Annotated in this window: 16 protein-coding genes and 1 tRNA gene; 8 read left to right on the top strand and 9 right to left on the bottom strand. The window is 38.9% G+C overall.

Features of this window, described 5'->3' with window-relative positions:
* Positions 1-43: 43 nt before the first annotated feature.
* From truB to melR, 7 genes are all read right to left on the bottom strand, one after another.
* Positions 44-970, bottom strand: a complete 927-nt coding sequence (gene truB / locus A6A20_RS12055) for a tRNA pseudouridine(55) synthase TruB (RefSeq protein ID WP_279573654.1) — start codon at positions 968-970, stop codon at positions 44-46.
* Entirely contained in the window at positions 970-1,353 is a 384-nt protein-coding gene (gene rbfA / locus A6A20_RS12050) for a 30S ribosome-binding factor RbfA (protein WP_279573653.1), read from the bottom strand. The genes truB and rbfA overlap by 1 nt, the downstream gene beginning before the upstream one ends.
* Before the next feature lie 80 nt (positions 1,354-1,433).
* Positions 1,434-4,112, bottom strand: a complete 2,679-nt coding sequence (gene infB / locus A6A20_RS12045; RefSeq protein WP_279573652.1) for a translation initiation factor IF-2 — start codon at positions 4,110-4,112, stop codon at positions 1,434-1,436.
* Between the two features lie 15 nt (positions 4,113-4,127).
* A complete protein-coding gene (gene nusA / locus A6A20_RS12040) occupies positions 4,128-5,615 on the bottom strand; it encodes a transcription termination factor NusA (RefSeq protein ID WP_279573651.1) in 1,488 nt (495 codons plus the stop codon).
* 36 nt (positions 5,616-5,651) lie between these two features.
* A complete protein-coding gene (rimP, locus tag A6A20_RS12035) occupies positions 5,652-6,107 on the bottom strand; it encodes a ribosome maturation factor RimP (protein WP_279573650.1) in 456 nt (151 codons plus the stop codon).
* 199 nt (positions 6,108-6,306) lie between these two features.
* A tRNA-Met gene (locus A6A20_RS12030) sits at positions 6,307-6,383 on the bottom strand.
* Positions 6,384-6,474: 91 nt separating this feature from the next.
* A complete protein-coding gene (melR, locus tag A6A20_RS12025) occupies positions 6,475-7,467 on the bottom strand; it encodes a transcriptional regulator MelR (protein WP_279573649.1) in 993 nt (330 codons plus the stop codon).
* Positions 7,468-7,663: 196 nt separating this feature from the next.
* Here melR and melA point away from each other — a divergent pair, with 196 nt between their 5' ends.
* Complete coding sequence (melA, locus tag A6A20_RS12020) at positions 7,664-9,019, top strand: alpha-glucosidase/alpha-galactosidase (protein ID WP_279573648.1); 1,356 nt, start codon at positions 7,664-7,666, stop codon at positions 9,017-9,019.
* Positions 9,020-9,100: 81 nt separating this feature from the next.
* On the top strand, positions 9,101-10,450 hold the full coding sequence (gene melB, locus A6A20_RS12015; RefSeq protein WP_279573647.1) for a melibiose:sodium transporter MelB: 1,350 nt from the start codon (positions 9,101-9,103) through the stop codon (positions 10,448-10,450).
* 82 nt (positions 10,451-10,532) lie between these two features.
* Here the strand turns inward: melB and A6A20_RS12010 are convergent, their stop codons facing one another.
* Positions 10,533-11,273 carry a BUD32 family EKC/KEOPS complex subunit gene (locus A6A20_RS12010; protein ID WP_279573646.1) on the bottom strand — a complete coding sequence of 247 codons (741 nt, stop codon included), beginning with the start codon at positions 11,271-11,273 and terminating at the stop codon, positions 10,533-10,535.
* An 80-nt stretch (positions 11,274-11,353) separates the two neighbouring features.
* The gene (locus A6A20_RS12005; RefSeq protein ID WP_279573645.1) at positions 11,354-12,055 is read right to left on the bottom strand and encodes a hypothetical protein; all 702 of its coding nucleotides are present in this window, start codon (positions 12,053-12,055) and stop codon (positions 11,354-11,356) included.
* A 113-nt stretch (positions 12,056-12,168) separates the two neighbouring features.
* Here A6A20_RS12005 and A6A20_RS12000 point away from each other — a divergent pair, with 113 nt between their 5' ends.
* From A6A20_RS12000 to prlC, 6 genes are all read left to right on the top strand, one after another.
* Entirely contained in the window at positions 12,169-12,726 is a 558-nt protein-coding gene (locus A6A20_RS12000) for a YceB family lipoprotein (RefSeq protein WP_279573644.1), read from the top strand.
* Positions 12,727-12,739: 13 nt separating this feature from the next.
* Positions 12,740-13,366, top strand: a complete 627-nt coding sequence (locus A6A20_RS11995) for a DUF1919 domain-containing protein (RefSeq protein ID WP_279573643.1) — start codon at positions 12,740-12,742, stop codon at positions 13,364-13,366.
* Positions 13,367-13,560: 194 nt separating this feature from the next.
* Complete coding sequence (accA, locus tag A6A20_RS11990; protein WP_279573642.1) at positions 13,561-14,514, top strand: acetyl-CoA carboxylase carboxyl transferase subunit alpha; 954 nt, start codon at positions 13,561-13,563, stop codon at positions 14,512-14,514.
* Between the two features lie 19 nt (positions 14,515-14,533).
* Entirely contained in the window at positions 14,534-15,394 is an 861-nt protein-coding gene (pdxY, locus tag A6A20_RS11985; protein WP_279573641.1) for a pyridoxal kinase PdxY, read from the top strand.
* Positions 15,387-16,316 carry an ADP-ribosylglycohydrolase family protein gene (locus A6A20_RS11980; protein ID WP_279573640.1) on the top strand — a complete coding sequence of 310 codons (930 nt, stop codon included), beginning with the start codon at positions 15,387-15,389 and terminating at the stop codon, positions 16,314-16,316. The genes pdxY and A6A20_RS11980 overlap by 8 nt, the downstream gene beginning before the upstream one ends.
* A gap of 45 nt (positions 16,317-16,361) precedes the next feature.
* Positions 16,362-18,404 (top strand): oligopeptidase A, encoded by a 2,043-nt coding sequence (gene prlC / locus A6A20_RS11975; protein ID WP_279573639.1) that lies wholly within the window; start codon positions 16,362-16,364, stop codon positions 18,402-18,404.
* Positions 18,405-18,449: the final 45 nt, after the last annotated feature.

Raw genomic sequence — 18,449 nt, 5'->3', positions numbered from 1 at the left:
CCAATTTGGGGCTAATTTATAGTCGTTCCACTTTAAAATGATACTATATCCTTACTTTCACTAAACGTTGTGGACGAATAACGTTGTATTGATCAATGGTGGCTATGCCAAGAAATTGCTGGCTAGCTTGTGCAAACAATCTCACTTGCCCTTGTAACCGTTGAGGATTATCAAATTTTATCCGTTGCCCAAAGCCAATGGCTTTGCTTTGTTGTTCATCAAGCTGTAAAGCTGGCAAACTGGCGACAGCAGTATCTATGGGTAATAAATACTTATCTAGCTCAGTTAATGGCTTTTCTGTTGCCATTTGTTGTAAGTCCTGCCAACTTAACATTGCCTGACTAGGATAATCCGCTACGGCAGTACGGCGTAACTGAGTAACATGGGCTCCACAGCCCAAATATTCGCCCAGATCATCAACTAAGGTGCGAACATAAGTACCTTTTGAACAATGTACTGATAAAGTCAAATAAGGAGCTTGGTAATCCACCAATTCTAAAGCGTAAATATGAATAGGGCGAGCTTCTCGCTCAATGATAATCCCTGCTCTAGCATATTCATACAAAGGTTTACCTTGATGCTTCAAGGCTGAAAACATGGTTGGTACTTGTTTTATCTCGCCACGAAATTGCTCAAGTGCGGTCAAAATTTGGGATAAATTTACTGCTACGGGGCGAATTTCCACCACCTTTCCCTCCGCATCGGACGTGTCAGTACGTTCGCCAAGTTTAGCGGTTACTAAGTAACCTTTATCCGCATCAAGTAAAAACTGGCTAAATTTAGTTGCCTCACCAAAACAAATGGGCAACATTCCTGTTGCCAAAGGATCTAATGCACCTGTATGCCCTGCTTTGTTCGCTTGAAACAAACGCTTTACTTTTTGCATAATGTCATTAGAACTCATACCTTGTGGTTTATCTAATAGAAAAATCCCATCAAGATCTCGCCCTCGCTTACTTGGTCTAGCCACTATTCTTCCTCTTGATGACGCTGTTTATCTTCACGCACTACTTGGCTTACCAAATTGGACATTTTCATTCCTTCAATCAGAGAGTTATCATAAATAAAACGTAATTCAGGCACAATGCGTAAACGCATAGCTTTTGCTAATAGGCTACGCACATAAGGTGCTGCTTTTGTTAGGGCTTTCAAGCCATCTTGTACCGCTTGCTGATCTTCATCAAATAAGAAAGTAACAAACACTTTTGCATAAGCTAAATCGCTAGACACTTCAACATCAGATACCGTAACCATACCAATACGAGGATCTTTCACTTCGCGTTGTAAAATCACTGCGATTTCTTTTTGTAATTCCTGAGCAACACGCTCAGAACGTTTAAATTCTCTCGCCATGTTTATTCTCCTTACTTAGGATAAAAATAATAAAAAAGCACCGCACTTTAGTCTTTATTGATTAAAGTGCGGCTAATAAATTAAATGCTACGTTGTACTTCAACCACTTCAAAGACTTCGATTTGATCGCCGACTTTAACGTCATTGTAGTTTTTCACGCCAACACCACATTCCATACCGCTGCGAACTTCGCTTACATCATCTTTGAAACGGCGTAATGATTCTAGCTCCCCTTCAAAAATCACCACGTTATCACGCAACACACGAATTGGGTTATTACGTTTAATTACCCCTTCGGTAACCATACAGCCTGCAATCGCACCGAATTTCGGTGAGCGGAAGACATCACGCACTTCTGCCAACCCAATAATTTCTTGTTTAAATTCAGGGGCAAGCATACCGCTCATTGCCGCTTTAATTTCATTTAATAGTTCATAAATGATTGAATAATAACGTAAATCAATATTTTCATTTTCAATCACTCTACGAGCAGCAGCATCAGCACGCACATTAAAGCCAAGAATAATCGCATTAGAGGCGGCGGCTAATGTGGCATCTGTTTCGGTAATTCCACCAACGCCAGAACCCACCACACTCACTTTTACTTCAGAAGTAGAAAGTTCTTGTAAGGCTTGTACAATCGCCTCCACAGACCCCTGTACATCAGCTTTAACAATCACATTTAATTCAGCAACATCGCCTTCCGTCATATTGCTAAACATATTCTCAAGTTTCGCTTTTTGCTGACGAGCTAATTTCACTTCACGGAATTTGCCTTGACGATATAACGCAACCTCACGAGCTTTTTTCTCATCACGCACCACTGTCGCTTCATCACCAGCAGCAGGAACGCCTGATAAGCCTAGCACTTCAACAGGAATAGAAGGCCCTGCGGCTTGAATATCTTTACCGTTTTCATCACGCATAGCACGCACACGACCATATTCAAACCCACAAAGTACAATATCTCCACGATTTAATGTACCTGATTGTACAAGAATCGTTGCTACTGGGCCTCGTCCTTTATCTAGGTAAGATTCAATCACAACCCCACTTGCCATACCCTCTTTAACAGCGGTTAATTCTAGCACTTCAGATTGCAATAAAATCGCCTCTAATAAATCATCAACCCCAGTTCCTTTTTTCGCAGAAACATACACAAATTGGGTATCACCACCAAATTTCTCGGCGACCACATCATGTTGCAATAATTCCGTTTCTACTCGCTCTGGATTTGCCTCTGGCTTATCAATTTTATTCACTGCAACCACAATCGGTACACCTGCAGCTTTAGCGTGTTGAATAGCTTCAATGGTTTGTGGCATTACACCGTCATCAGCCGCCACTACAAGCACCACAATATCAGTCGCTTTCGCACCACGAGCGCGCATAGAAGTAAACGCTGCATGTCCCGGTGTATCCAAGAAAGTAATCATCTTACCATCATCGGTTTCCACATGATAAGCACCAATATGCTGCGTAATCCCCCCCGCTTCGCCTGCGGCCACTTTTGCTTTACGAATATAATCAAGCAATGAGGTTTTACCATGGTCAACGTGTCCCATAATGGTAACCACTGGTGCACGTGTAACCAATTCAGCATTGGTATCACGATCACTCATTAAGGCTTCTTCTAATTCATTTTCCTTACGAACAATGACTTTATGCCCCATTTCTTCCGCTACAACCTGTGCGGTTTCTTGATCGATCACTTGGTTAATGGTTACCATTTCGCCCATTTTCATCATAGTCTTAATGATTTCTGTGGCTTTCACTGCCATTTTATTGGCTAATTCTGCTACAGTAATAGTTTCGCCAATGACCACATCATTTTTTACACTTTGTACAGGTTTTGTGAAAGCTTGTTGTAATGCAGAACCTTTTTTACCATGCTTACCTTTAGCTCGATGATCTTTATGATTACGGCGATTGGCTTCACGCTCATTTTTATTTCCACTTTCGTCTTCGCGCCCACCTTTTTTCGCTTTAACCACTTTCTTACCACGCCCACGACTTTCATTACGGCGTTGCTCTTCATTTTCTGCCTCTAAGGCATAGCTTGAAGTAAGATTATAGTCTGCGTAGTCATCATCATTATCTTGACTATTATCATCAGCAAAATCTGCATAACGTTTTGCATCTTCCGCCGCTTTACGAGCTTGCTCTTCCATTTTCTGACGAGCTAACTCATCTGCTTTACGGCGTAATTCAGCCTCTTCTTCTTTACGTTTTTGCTTAGCTTGATCCTGTGGTTTCGCCTCTGCTTTAGCCACTTTCTCTTGCTTAGCTTGTGTTTTTTTCGCCTGCTCTGCTTTTTCTTTTGCCTGCTGTTTCGCCAATTCTTCCGCCGCTTTCTCAGCCTCTAATTTAGCTTTAGCCTCAGCTTGACGTTTCGCTTCTTCTTTAGCCCGTTGTTCTGCTTCTTGTTTAGCTTTTGCCTCTGCTTCCAGACGTGCTTTTTCTTCTTCTGCCGCTTTAGTATTAACAACCCGTTTTTTACGCACTTCAACTTGCACTTCTTTACTCTTACCCGTAGCCCCTTGTACTTTTAATGTGCTACGTTGCTTACGTTGTAAAGTTAATTTTTTCGGTGTTGTTGTTTTTTTCCCACTCAAAGCAGCCAATAACTTCGCTTCTTCATCAGCAGTAACCTCTGAATCTGCAGTTTTTTGGATTCCTGCATCAGCGAACTGTTTTAATAATTGTTCAACTGGCGTATGAATTTCCTCTGCCAGCTGGGTTATTTTTTTATCACTCATAACTTATTCAATCCCCTACGCTTCGTTTCCAAACCAACAAATTTGACGAGCAGCCATAATTAGCTCTGCCGCTTGTTCTTCACTTAGCTCCTCAATATCCGCTAAATCATCAACACTTTGTTCAGCCAATTCTTCCAAGGTGGTAATATTTTTACTTGCTAATTTAACAGCGAGGTGTCTATTCATACCTGCTAAATTTAGTAAGGCTTCTTCTGCGTTTGCTTGCGATAATACTTCCTGTTCAGCTAAGGCAATGGTAGTTAATGCGTTTTTCGCTCTAGTACGCAATTCTTCAGCTAACTCCTCATCTAAATCTTCAATATCTAATAATTCCTCTACTGGAATATAAGCAAGCTGTTCTAAGCTAGTGAAGCCCTCTTCAACTAATAATTCAGCAAACTCTTCATCAATTTCTAAATGTTCTACAAATAAATCCACTGATTTACGGCTTTCTGCTTGATGCTTATTTTTCAATTCTTGGCTGGTCATCACATTCAATGTCCACCCCGTTAATTGAGTCGCTAAACGTACATTTTGCCCGTTACGTCCAATGGCTTGTGCTAACGCCTCTTCTTCTACCGCAATATCCATTGAATGGCTATCTTCATCAACCACAATAGAACTGACATCAGCAGGTGCCATAGCATTAATCACAAACTGAGCAGGATTATCGTCCCATAATACAATATCCACACGTTCGCCACCTAACTCATTAGTAATGGCTTGTACACGAGAACCACGCATTCCCACGCAAGCACCAACAGGATCAATACGTTTATCATTGCTTTTCACTGCAATTTTAGCTCTTGAACCCGGATCCCTTGCTGCACCACGAATTTCAATCAATTCCTCGCCAATTTCTGGCACTTCTAAACGGAAAAGCTCTATTAACATTTCAGGTTTAGAGCGGGTAACAAATAGTTGTGCACCTTTTGATTCAGGGCTAACTCTATATAGAACACCACGCACACGATCACCCGGACGGAAATTCTCTCTCGGTAATAAGTCTTCACGCAAAATAACCGCTTCTGCTTGATTACCCAAATCTAGCACCACATTATCACGACTGACTTTTTTAACTGTACCAATAATCAATTCCCCTTCTTGCGAACGGAATTGCTCAACAATTTTATTGCGTTCAGCTTCACGAATTTTGCTACTAATAACCTGACGTGCTGTTTGCATGGTAATACGATCAAAGGCAATAGAATCAATTTGATCTTCAACATAATCGCCCACTTGCACATTAGGATTATCAAATTGTGCCGCTTCTAAGGTAATTTCCTTTGTTGGATTATGTACTTCCTCTACCACTAACCAACGGCGAAATGTATCAAATTCTCCCGTTTTCTTATCAATCACAACCCGAACGTCAATTTCTTGCTCATACTTCTTTTTAGTAGAAATGGCTAAAGCACTTTCTAAGGCTTCAAAAATTTTCTCACGCGGTAATAATTTCTCGTTTGATACCGCTTCAGCGGCTAATAAAATCTCTTTACTCATAGTCTTTTTACCTCTGTTAAACAGATAAAATCTCAATTAAAATTTAGGCACAATATTGGCTTTTTGGATATTACTAAAAATAAAATGCTGTTCTTGCCCTTCTACCAATAAGGTAATCGTATCACCTTCAACGGCTTGTAATATTCCCTGCCATTTACGGCGATCACCCATAGCAATACGCAAATGAATTAATACCTCTTGCCCCACAAAACGTTGAAAATGTGCCAACGTAAACAAGGGACGATCTAACCCCGGGGAAGACACTTCAAGATTGTATTTATCTGCAATAGGATCTTCTACATCTAGCACTGCACTGACCTGACGACTAACATCGGCACAATCATCAATGGTAACACCGCCCTCTTTATCAATAAATAATCTAACGGTTAAATAACGTCCCATACGCTGACATTCAATACCGACTAATTCAAAACCTAAGTCTTCAACACTGGGCGTTAATAACTCTTGTAAATTTTGTTCTAGGGTTGCCAACACAGCCTCCAATTTTCAGATATAAAAAAAGGGCTTATCGCCCACTTTATTGTTGCCAAATTGTTATAGTCGTTCCACTTTAAAATAATACTGTGTTGGCACGCCTCGCCGTACTATCTTCGGCATGCCGCCTTGTCTTATTTTAAATTGAAACGACTACACATAAAAAAAGCCCACTTGGGCTATTCTTATTTAAAAGTGGTTGCGGGGGCTGGATTTGAACCAACGACCTTCGGGTTATGAGCCCGACGAGCTACCAAGCTGCTCCACCCCGCGTCCGAAAGAAATATGGGCGGTATTATACACATTTCATACCAAATAGCAAGCCTTGTAAAAAATAAATTAAAAACTGACCGCACTTTATCTATTAATCAATTTCTTTCGCATAATGAGAAAGTAAATGATGTCCATCACTCGCCCCTTTCTCGTTAAATTGTGTTGGCTTAATTCCATTGACGCTCCAACGTTCATTAGAACGAATTAATTTACGATATTGTTTAGGAGAAATACCCACCATTTTTTGAAAATTATCATAAAATCGGCTCAACGAGCTAAAACCTGCTGTACTAGAAATATCAGAAATAGAACGTTCTGTATCGCTTAATAATGCCTTAGCATGATTAATCCGCATACTGGTAATATATTGTTTTATCGTCAATTTCATTACCGCTTGAAATAAACTCATGGCATAATTTGCGTTTAATCCCACAGCACTTGCTACCTGCTCTACGGTTAAAGATTGATTATAATGTTTAGCAATGTAGGAAAGCATCACATTCACATAATGTTGAGTATGGCGAGAAGCACCCGTTGTATTTAAACAAAGTGTTTTATTATTCAATAATGTTTGCCAACCATCTAATGCCATACGCCTTACCATTAATTGTACTTCATCACAAACTAACTGATGACGACTCATTTGCGGAAGTTTTAATTCAACAAGCCAACGTTTAATTTCAAATAAACTAACTAAGTTTGCTTGCTTTGATTGAATAACCTGCCCGTAAGTAATTTGATTAATAAATTCTTTTGGCAATGTCCAAGCTAAAAATTGTTGAATCGGAATATCCAATACAGCCATATTTTGACAACGATAACGCTCAACCAAACGATGAGGAATCGTTGCCCAAAATAAAGTAATATGATTCGCTTTTAATTCAATATTATGACCATTAAAAATATATTCTACCTTATCATCAAAAGGAATATTTATCTCAATTTGCCCATGCCAATGATAAGCTGGCATTGCCTCTGGCGGTTGTTGCAAATCAATATGTAAAGGTAAACTCTCGGCATAAAGTGATAGAGGGCTAATCTGTTCTGCACTAACGTTTTCTGTTCGTGTTTTTTTCTTTAACATCATTTTCCTCAACATAAATAATTTATTTTACACTATGATATTTTTTTGCAAAAAATTCCTAAAAACTCTGATTTTTCCAACCATATCACATAAACTAAGTTTTCAGGAATATTTTACATAAATTTAGTAAATATTTCTTTTGGAGTCTATGGCATTATCCTATTAACCTTTCTTAGATGAATATAAGGAGAAAACTATGTCAGCCCCTAAAATTACCTTTATCGGCGCAGGATCTACCGTTTTTGTCAAACATATTCTTAATGATGTCTTTCATAAACCAGCATTAAAACAAGCTGAAATAGCATTAATGGATATTGATCCCATACGACTACAACAATCTCATTTAGTCATTGAAAAATTGATGCATTCCACTGGAGCAACGGGCAAAATATGCTGTTACGATAATCAACGTGAAGCCTTGCAACAGGCTGATTTTGTGATAGTTGCTTTTCAAATTGGTGGCTATGAACCCTGTACCGTTACTGATTTTCGTATTTGTAAAAAATATGGTTTAGAGCAAACCATTGGGGATACCCTTGGGGTTGGCGGTATTATGCGAGCATTACGCACAATTCCACATCTTTGGAAAATATGTGAAGATATGCTCGCCGTTTGCCCAAATGCGACATTACTTAATTATGTGAACCCTATGGCAATGAATACATGGGCAATTTACGCAAAATATCCACAAATAAAGCAGGTTGGCTTATGTCATTCTGTACAGGGAACTGCTGAAGAACTTGCTCGAGATTTAGATCTTGATCCCCAAGAACTACGCTATGTTTGTGCTGGTATTAATCATATGGCATTTTATTTGAGCCTTGAAAAACGCCTTAGTAATGGTGAATACCAAAATATTTACCCTGATCTTTTAGACGCTTTCGCACAAGGCAAAGCACCTAAACCAAGAATGGACAACAATCCTCGTTGCAACAACTTAATTCGTTATGAAATGCTGAAAAAATTGGGGTATTTCGTTACTGAATCCTCTGAACATTTTGCCGAATATACCCCTTATTTTATCAAGCCTCATCGCCCTGATTTATTAGAACGTTATCAAGTTCCTCTTGATGAATATCCTAAGCGTTGCATTGAACAAATGGAAAATTGGCAACAAGATCTCAAGATGTATCAAACAGCAGATCGGATTGATATGCCAGAATCTCGAGAATATGCAAGCACGATTATCAATTCCATTTGGACAGGACAACCTAGTGTCATTTATGGCAATGTGAAAAATCAACATTTAATTACTAATTTGCCTGAGGATTGTTGTGTAGAAGTGGCGTGTTTAGTTGATGCGAATGGAATTCGTCCAACCAAAGTGGGCAAAATCCCAAGCCATTTAGCGGCATTAATGCAAACCAATATTAATGTACAACGACTTACAACAGAAGCCATTTTAACGGAAAACAAACAGCATATTTATCACGCAGCAATGCTTGATCCGCATACCGCAGCTGCACTTGGCTTAGAGGAAATCTATCAATTAGTTGATGAATTGCTAGATGCACACCGAGATTGGCTACCTAATTGGGTTTACCAACAATAATTCTGCTAGCCATACATACTGCTCGCAAACCATTTTGCGAGCGACTTTTCATCAAAAAGCGAGGTTATTATGAGCCTAACAATGAAAACAAAACTCAGCTATGGGCTAGGTGCTTATGGCAAAGATTTTGCTATTGCTATCGTATATATGTATTTAATGTACTATTATACCGATGTTCTTGGTGTTTCTGCGGCAATCGTAGGAACAATTTTTATGGTAGCAAGAATTTGGGACGCATTAAACGATCCAATTATGGGCTGGATTGTAACCAATACTCGCTCTCGTTGGGGAAAATTTAAGCCTTGGATATTTATTGGTACGATTCTTAATTCCATCGTGTTATTTTCTCTTTTTTGTGCTAACTATTTCTCAGGAACAGCCTTAGTCATTTATATTACAATTACTTATATTTTATGGGGAATGACTTATACCTTAATGGATATCCCATTTTGGTCATTAGTTCCTACACTTACCTTAGACAAAAGAGAACGTGAACAACTTGTTCCCTATCCAAGATTTTTCGCTAGCCTAGCAGGATTTGTTACAGCAGGTATAGCAATGCCTTTCATTGAGTATGTTGGTGGGCAGGATATAAGTTTTGGTTTTAGAATGTTTACCCTTGTGATCATTATTTTCTTTGTGGGATCAACTTTGCTAACCTTAATCAATGTAAAAGAACAATATAGCTCTGAAAGCCAACCTCAATCTAATCATATCCCACTAAAACAAGCAATCGCCTTAATCCCTAAAAATGATCAACTTAGTAGTTTATTACTTATGGCATTAGCCTATAATATTGCAACAAATATTATTACCAGCTTTGCGATTTATTATTTTACTTATGTAGTTGGCGACAAAGAATTATTTCCTTACTATATGTCCTATGCAGGTATCGCTAATCTTATTACTTTAATACTATTTTCTCGTATTGCTCGTTTATTATCTCGCCGAGTACTTTGGGCTGGAGCTTCTTTATTACCCATATTAGGGTGTTTAACCTTGATCTTTATGGCCCTTTTTAGCCCACAAAATATTATCCTTATTATTTTAGCTGGTATTTTACTCAACATAGGTACTGCATTATTTTGGATCTTACAAGTCATTATGGTTGCTGATACAGTAGATTATGGTGAATATAAATTAGGTATTCGCAGTGAAAGTATCGCTTATGCGGTACAAACCATGGTTGTCAAAGCAGGTTCTGCGGTTTCTGTCTTTCTAATCGGCGTATTACTCAGTGCAATTCACTATGTTCCTAATACCGCTCAATCTGCTCAAACAATTTTTTGGATGAAAGTTATTATGTGCGGTTTTCCTATCGCTTTCTTTAGCTTAACCCTGTTTATCTATTTCCGTTATTACAAACTTAATGGGGATTTACTCGCTAAAGTCAATATCAGATTATTAGATAAATATCGTAAAGAAAATTAAAGCTCATAAAGCTCTAAATTCATGTTTCAATCGCTAACCTAGTTAATTTTCTAGGCTGGCGATTTAATAAATTTATAACTAATTATCGCCGTTTCAATTTAAAATAACCTAATAACCCAATTAATGCCAATAAATCAGAGCCAGCAATAGGTTTAAGTGGGCGTAATAAATAATATAGCCAGCTAAATTTTGCCATAAAATTTAGGGTATCTTGCCAAATATGCGGTTCGCAGGCTTGTTGATAATGTTGTACTGTTTGCACAATATCTTGATGCGATAAATATTTAGAGCGGTAAAGGCTGTGAATAAATACCAAAATATCACGTCTTATACGGTAATTGAGATTTGTTTTTTTGGCACTTGCCTCTAAATCAATAAACTTTACTTTGCCATTTTGCCAAGCAATATCACGCAAGGCAGGGCGTCCATGGGTAAGCCCCTGTTGATGCAAGTTAGCTAATGCCACTGCTCCCTCAGCCAAGATCTGCATTTTTTGTTGAGGTGAAACCTGTGGATCTTCCAACCATTGATTAAGGGTGCGTCCTGCGTCTTCTAAAACCAAAAAATGCGAATTAAAATAGACTAATTTAGGGGTTACCTTAACGTCTTGTGTCGCTTTTTCAAGCAGTTGTAAATTCACAATTTCTCGTTGAAAGGCTTGTTGTGGCTTGGCTTTTAATAACCTTAACCAACCCTGTAACTTTTCAGGCTGTTTAAGCCAATAGCTTTTCCCCAGATAATCAAATTGGCAAATCCTTTGCCCTTTATGTTTGGCATAAATGCCTTGTACATATTGTTCAAACGCTTTGTCATTATTTGACATACTTATTCCCCAACATTCTTCCCTAAAACCAATAAAAAAGTGCGGAAAAGCACCGCACTTTAATGCCTATTCAATCCTCGTTATTTGCTGATTAAGCTCAACTTCACCACCCGATCCTGCGATAATTGACAATCCATTGTATAATATTGATTGCCATTTAAACGCAATTCAGCCAATAAACGATCGGCACTTTTCGCTTGATTTGCTGAGCTACGGAATACACGATTGGTTTGTGCCACTTGTTTAATTTTATCAATACATAAATAATTAAGTCGCTGATCTTTGGCAACACGTGCAATATTACGATCCGCTTTATTATAAGAAAAACGTTTAGCTAAATTATCCGCATAGCGTTGCAAACTCTGGGCTTTGTCGTCCAACGTAGTTAAATCAACTAAGTTTCCCTTTAAATCTACCGCTCTAACTAATTGCCCTGTGCTGTTAAATTCATATAACCCTGTCGCATCTTGTACGGCAAATAATTTTCCATTGCGATAGAATAACTTGGTTTCTTCTTTACCGTTATGGGCATTAATCAAAATCGGCTGGTTATCTAAATAAGTACGGTATTTTTCGCTATTATATTGATATTCAAATTGGTTAGCTTGTGAGGCTTGTTGCTCTAATTGCGATAAACTGCGAGCGAATTCATTATCGGCAACCTTACTTGCCACCTTGGCTGAGGACACCTCTGCCCCACCATTAAGCTGGCTACAAGCGGTTAATAATAAGGTTGATGCCACTAAGCTCCCTTGCATTATTTTCACTAAACTGGCTTTCATTTTTGCTCCTTAAAGGTTGATTTTATAGCATAAAAAAATAACAAGGCTTGATTATAACATTTTTTATGCTATTTTACAGAAATCATCATTCATCTTAGGATATTCATCTTATTATGTTGCATTATTTAAAACTGTTTGTGATTATTTTTATTGCTTATCCTTCCTTTGCTCAAGCCTCATTATTTAGCCTTAGCCAAGCTCAAATTAATCAATATTTGCAAAATAATGTACAAATTGAAGATCAATTTGGTTTAGCGGGCTTGCTAAACATTGATTATGTTATCAACGATATTCAAGCGGAAATTGGGCAGAATGATCCAAACCGTATTGAACTTTCCGCCAATTTACAAGGGTTATTTAAGCTGGCAAGCGATCAATTCAAGGGAAACATTCATTTAGTCATTGATACCATACCTTATTATGATCCTGACAAAGGAGCAATTTATTTAACCGATATTCGTATTTTGCGTTGGGCGGGAAAACCTGATGAATATATGAACCAACTGCAAAGCATTATGCCATTATTAAGTAAAAGTCTGCCTTTGCTATTTAATCATCAACCTATTTATCAACTTGATGAATCCGATCCCAAACAATTTATGATTAAAAAACTCGCCAAGGCAATTCGGGTAGAGAAAGGACGATTGGTATTAGAAGGTAATCTATTATAATAACGCTTAAACTATGAACCTAGCCAAACTAAAACGGGCGATTAATCATCAGTTTCGCCGTCAAATTAACCAGAAAAATCAGCAAAATTTACAAAATCAAGGCTTTTCTTTGTTATCAAGTAACTGTACTGGCGGTCTTATTTTGCACGACTTAGCTCAACCTTTTTTATCGCCTTTTGTTAATCTTTATGTTACGCCGAAAGATTTTATTCGTTATTTGCAAAATATTGAGCATTATCAACAAGCTAAATTGCAATTTATTGAGAATAAAATGCCTTATCCCGTAGCGTTGCTTGAGGACATTACCCTGCATTTTGTGCATTACACTTCACCACAACAAGCCCAACAAAAATGGCAGCAACGCTCAAAACGCATTAACTTAACCAATTTATTTATTATGATGACCGATCGAGACGGTTGCGAATATGGCGATTTAGTGGCCTTTGAACAATTACCCTTTGCCAACAAAGTGGTATTTACTCATCGCCCCTATCCTGAATTGCCCTCTAGCTATTATATTCAAGGGTTTGAACAACAGGGACAAGTGGGCGATTTATTTGCTTATACAAGCTGGTTTGGCGATAAATATTATGATCAGTTTGATTATATCAACTGGTTTAATCAGCGAAATAAATCATAAAAAAGCCAGAAAAAGACCTGATTTTTTAACAAAAAAAGCATACAATTAAACGGTTTTTTGTCCGCAACAATAAGAATAGTATCATCGTTTCAATTTAACATGGGACAATGATCAATCTGTTTACATTGGTTATCTCAACTAGCAATAACCACAAAGTGCGGTCAATTATTTTATTATTTTCATAGGAAAAGAGTATGACTCAAGAATATTTAGATTTTGAATTACCTATCGCCGAATTAGAGGCAAAAATTGAATCGCTACGTTCAGTAGCAAGCCAAGACAGCAAAATTAATCTTGATGAAGAGATTACTCGCTTACAGAAAAAAAGCAAAGAATTAACCAAAAAAACCTTTGCCGATTTGGACGCTTGGCAAGTTTCGCGTATGGCTCGCCACCCAAATCGTCCTTATACCCTTGATTATATTCAACATATTTTTACCGAGTTTGAAGAATTAGCGGGCGATCGTGCTTTTGCTGATGATAAAGCCATTGTGGGCGGTTTAGCCCGTTTAGACGGACGTCCTGTTATGGTTATCGGTCATCAAAAGGGACGTACGGTTAAAGATAAAGTCAAACGTAATTTTGGTATGCCTGCCCCAGAGGGCTATCGCAAAGCCTTACGCTTAATGCAAATGGCTGAACGTTTTAAGCTCCCTATTATTACCTTTATTGACACCCCCGGGGCTTATCCGGGTGTAGGCGCAGAGGAACGCGGACAATCCGAGGCCATTGCCCGTAATTTACGTGAAATGTCCACCTTAAGCGTGCCTATTATTTGTACGGTAATTGGCGAGGGCGGTTCAGGCGGTGCGTTAGCCATAGGTGTAGGCGATAAAGTCAATATGTTGCAATATAGCACTTATTCGGTCATTTCCCCTGAGGGTTGTGCCTCTATTTTATGGAAAAGTGCCGATAAAGCCTCTACTGCCGCTGAAGTTATGGGCTTAACCGCTGATCGGTTAAAACAATTAGACTTAATTGATAATATTGTGCCTGAGCCGTTAGGCGGTGCGCATCGTGATTATGAAGCCATGGCAAAAAATCTCAAAAAACGCTTATTAGCGGATTTAGCAGATCTTGATGTACTTGATCAAGAAAACCTCTTAGATCGCCGTTATCAACGCCTAATGAATTATGGCTACTGCTAATCAAACTAAGGATTTTTTTATGAAAAATGTATTATCTATCCAATCCCACGTGGTTTATGGTTATGCAGGCAACAAATCTGCGATTTTTCCTATGCAGTTATTGGGCGTTGATGCTTGGGCGTTAAACACCGTACAATTTTCCAACCATACCCAATATGGTCAATGGACAGGAATGGTTATCCCCAAAGAACAAATTGGCGAAATTGTGGCAGGTATTGATGCCATTGGTGAATTGCATAAATGCGATGCCATACTCTCTGGTTATATTGGCTCAGCGGAGCAAGTGGCAGAAATTGTCAACGCTGTCAATAAAATTAAAGCCATTAATCCACAAGCCATTTATCTTTGCGATCCTGTTATGGGACACCCTGATAAAGGCTGTATTGTGGCTGACGGCGTAAAAGAGGGATTATGTGATATTGCCCTTGCCGCCGCCGATATTACCACGCCGAATTTAGTAGAATTACGTGAACTTTCTGGCTTAAAGGTGGAAAATTTTGCCCAAGCCATTGAGGCAGTAAAAGCCATTTTAGCTAAAGGCGTGCAAAAAGTATTGGTAAAACATTTAAGCAAAGTAGGGCAAGATCCGAACCAGTTTGAAATGTTACTCGCCAACCAACAAGGCATTTGGCATATTAGCCGTCCACTGCATACTTTTGCCAAAGAACCTGTGGGCGTGGGCGATTTAACCGCTAGCGTATTTTTAGCCAATTTGCTTAATGGAAAATCCGATGTAGAAGCCTTTGAACATACCGCTAATGCGGTGAATGACGTAATGCAAATTACCCACGATCTACATTCTTATGAATTACAACTGATTGAGGCTCGCCACGTTATTGCCAATCCAGTGAGCCAATATAAAGCGGTAAAAATTGCTTAATCCAATGCTCACAAGAAAACAGGATAGTTTACAAGGTTGTTTAATCGGGCTTGCTTGTGGTGATGCCGTTGGCACAACCTTAGAATTTTGTCCTCGTCATCGAATTAAACAAGGTGTTCAGGATATGGTTGGTGGCGGAAAATTCCGTTTAGCCGCTGGAAAATGGACTGATGACACCTCAATGGCACTTTGTTTAGCCGAAAGTTTATTAAGCTCAAAAGGGTTTAATCTTAATAACCAATTAGAATATTATTGTCGCTGGGCTTTTGAGGGATATAATTCTTCACTTTCTTATGGCTTTGGTTTAGGACAAACTACCGTTTATTCTTTATGTCATTTTCGCCGTACAGGACAAGCCATTACAACACCAACCAAAGATGGCAATGGGGCATTAATGCGACTTGCCCCCATTGCGATTTTTTACCATAACAACTTAACGCAATGTATTCACTATGCGGAACAAAGCGTCAAAGCAACTCATCTCTCTGCGGATTGTTTTTCTGCTAATCGTTACTTTGCCGAAGTATTGTATAGAATATTTCAAGGCGAAAATGATAAAGATCGGTTATTTACTCATTTGCAACCTTATGCTTGGTCTAAAGCAATGGAGCGATTATTTAACCTTGAGTTTAAAAGTAAAAATAGCGATGAAATTAGCAGTTCAGGCTATGTAATAGATACATTAGAAGCGGCGATATGGGCGTTTTATCATAGTGATAATTTTGAGCAAACTATTCTCAATGCGGCAAATTTAGGCGAAGATGCAGATACGGTTGCGGCTGTTGCAGGGCAAATTGCAGGTGCGTTTTATGGGCTATCCCATATTCCTGAACAATGGAAACAAAGGCTATTCCAATATAAACGTATTTTAACCATAGCAAATCAATTAATCATCAATGCCCCTCTTGATTTAACGGAATAAAACCTTATTTAATACATATTCATCAATTAAATGATAGGAAAAATTATGTCAAACCCATTATTACAAGATCATCAACTGCCTGCTTTTTCGCAAATTAAACCAGAACATATCAAACCTGCCATTGAGCAATTAATTCAAGATTGTCGTGCTACCACAGAAAAATTATTGGAAAACGCACCGCACTTTAGCTGGGATAATTTTTGCCAGCCCTTAGCGGAAGTGAATGATCGGCTCAGCAAGGCTTGGTCGCCTGTGAGTCATCTTAATTCCGTAAAAAATAGCCCTGAATTACGTGAGGCTTATCAAGCCTGCTTGCCGTTATTATCCGAATACGGCACGTGGGTGGGGCAACACCAAGGCTTATATAATGCTTATTTACAACTCAAAAACAGCCCAGAATTTGCTCAGTTAAGCGTGGCACAGCAAACTGCCATTAATAACAGCTTGCGTGATTTTAAATTGTCGGGCATTTCCTTGCCTGCCGACAAACAACAACGTTATGGCGAAATCGTGGCACGTTTATCCGAATTAAGCTCACAATTTAGCAATAATGTGCTTGATGCCACTATGGGCTGGGAAAAAATTATCAGTGATAAATCCGAATTAGCTGGCTTACCCGAATCTGCCCTTGAGGCAGCACAACAATCGGCACAGAGTAAAGGACTTAAGGGCTATCGCTTTACCTTAGAATTTCCAAGTTATTTGCCTGTGATGACCTATTGTGAAAATCGTGAATTACGTGAAGAAATGTATCGTGCCTTTGTAACACGCGCTTCCGAGCAAGGTCCAAATGCGGGCAAATGGGATAACACCGCCATTATGGAAGAAATTTTAAATTTACGGGTAGAATTAGCCAAACTCTTGGATTTTTCCACTTATACCGAATTATCCCTTGCCACCAAAATGGCAGAAAGCCCACAACAAGTGTTAGATTTTCTTGATAATTTGGCGATCCGTTCTAAAGCACAAGGGCAAAAAGAATTGGCGGATTTACAAGCCTTTTGTCAGGCTGAATATGGCGTGAATGAACTTGAGCCTTGGGATATTAGCTTTTATAGCGAAAAGCAAAAACAAGCCTTATATGCCATTAATGATGAAGAATTACGCCCCTATTTCCCAGAACAACGGGTATTAAACGGGCTATTTGAAGTCATTCAACGTATTTTTAATATTCGTGCGGTAGAACGTTTTGATGTGGATACTTACCACCCCGATGTGCGTTTCTTTGATCTGATTGATGCTCAAGACCAAGTGCGGGGCAGTTTTTATTTAGATTTATATGCACGTGAAAATAAACGTGGTGGCGCTTGGATGGACGATTGTGTAGGCCGCCGCCGTAAATTAGACGGCTCACTACAACGCCCTGTGGCTTACTTAACCTGTAATTTCAATAAACCCATAGGCGACAAACCCGCACTCTTTACCCACGATGAAGTTACCACCCTATTCCACGAATTTGGACACGGTATTCATCATATGCTGACCTTAATTGATGTACCTGATGTAGCAGGCATTAATGGTGTGCCTTGGGATGCAGTGGAATTACCAAGCCAATTCTTGGAAAATTGGTGCTGGGAAGAACAAGCCCTTGCCTTTATTTCTGGGCATTATCAAACTAACGAACCGCTACCAACAGAAAAATTAGCCCAATTACTCAAGGCAAAAAATTTCCAAGCGGCAATGTTTGTGTTACGCCAATTAGAATTTGGCTTATTTGATTTCCGTTTGCATCATCATTATCAAGCCAACCAAGCTAACCAAATTCTGCCAACCCTTAATCAAGTAAAACAAGATGTGGCGGTTATCAAAGGGGTAGAATGGGCAAGAACCCCTCATAGCTTTAGCCATATTTTTGCTGGTGGCTATGCGGCAGGTTATTATAGCTACCTCTGGGCTGAAGTCTTATCCGCCGATGCCTATTCCCGTTTTGAACAAGAGGGAATTTTTAACCCTGTTACTGGGCAATCTTTCCTAGACGAAATCTTAACCAAAGGTGGCTCTGAACCGCCAATGACCTTATTTAAACGCTTCCGAGGACGTGAGCCTCAGCTTGATGCGTTGTTAAGACACAAAGGTATCAGCCAATAATTTTTATGTTAAAATCCCTTTAATTTCATAAAGGGATTTTTTATT

This window comes from Volucribacter amazonae (assembly GCF_029783845.1).
Taxonomy (GTDB): domain Bacteria; phylum Pseudomonadota; class Gammaproteobacteria; order Enterobacterales; family Pasteurellaceae; genus Volucribacter; species Volucribacter amazonae.
The sequence above is the reverse complement of the archived record's forward strand: the minus strand, read 5'-3'. Positions and strand labels throughout refer to the sequence as shown.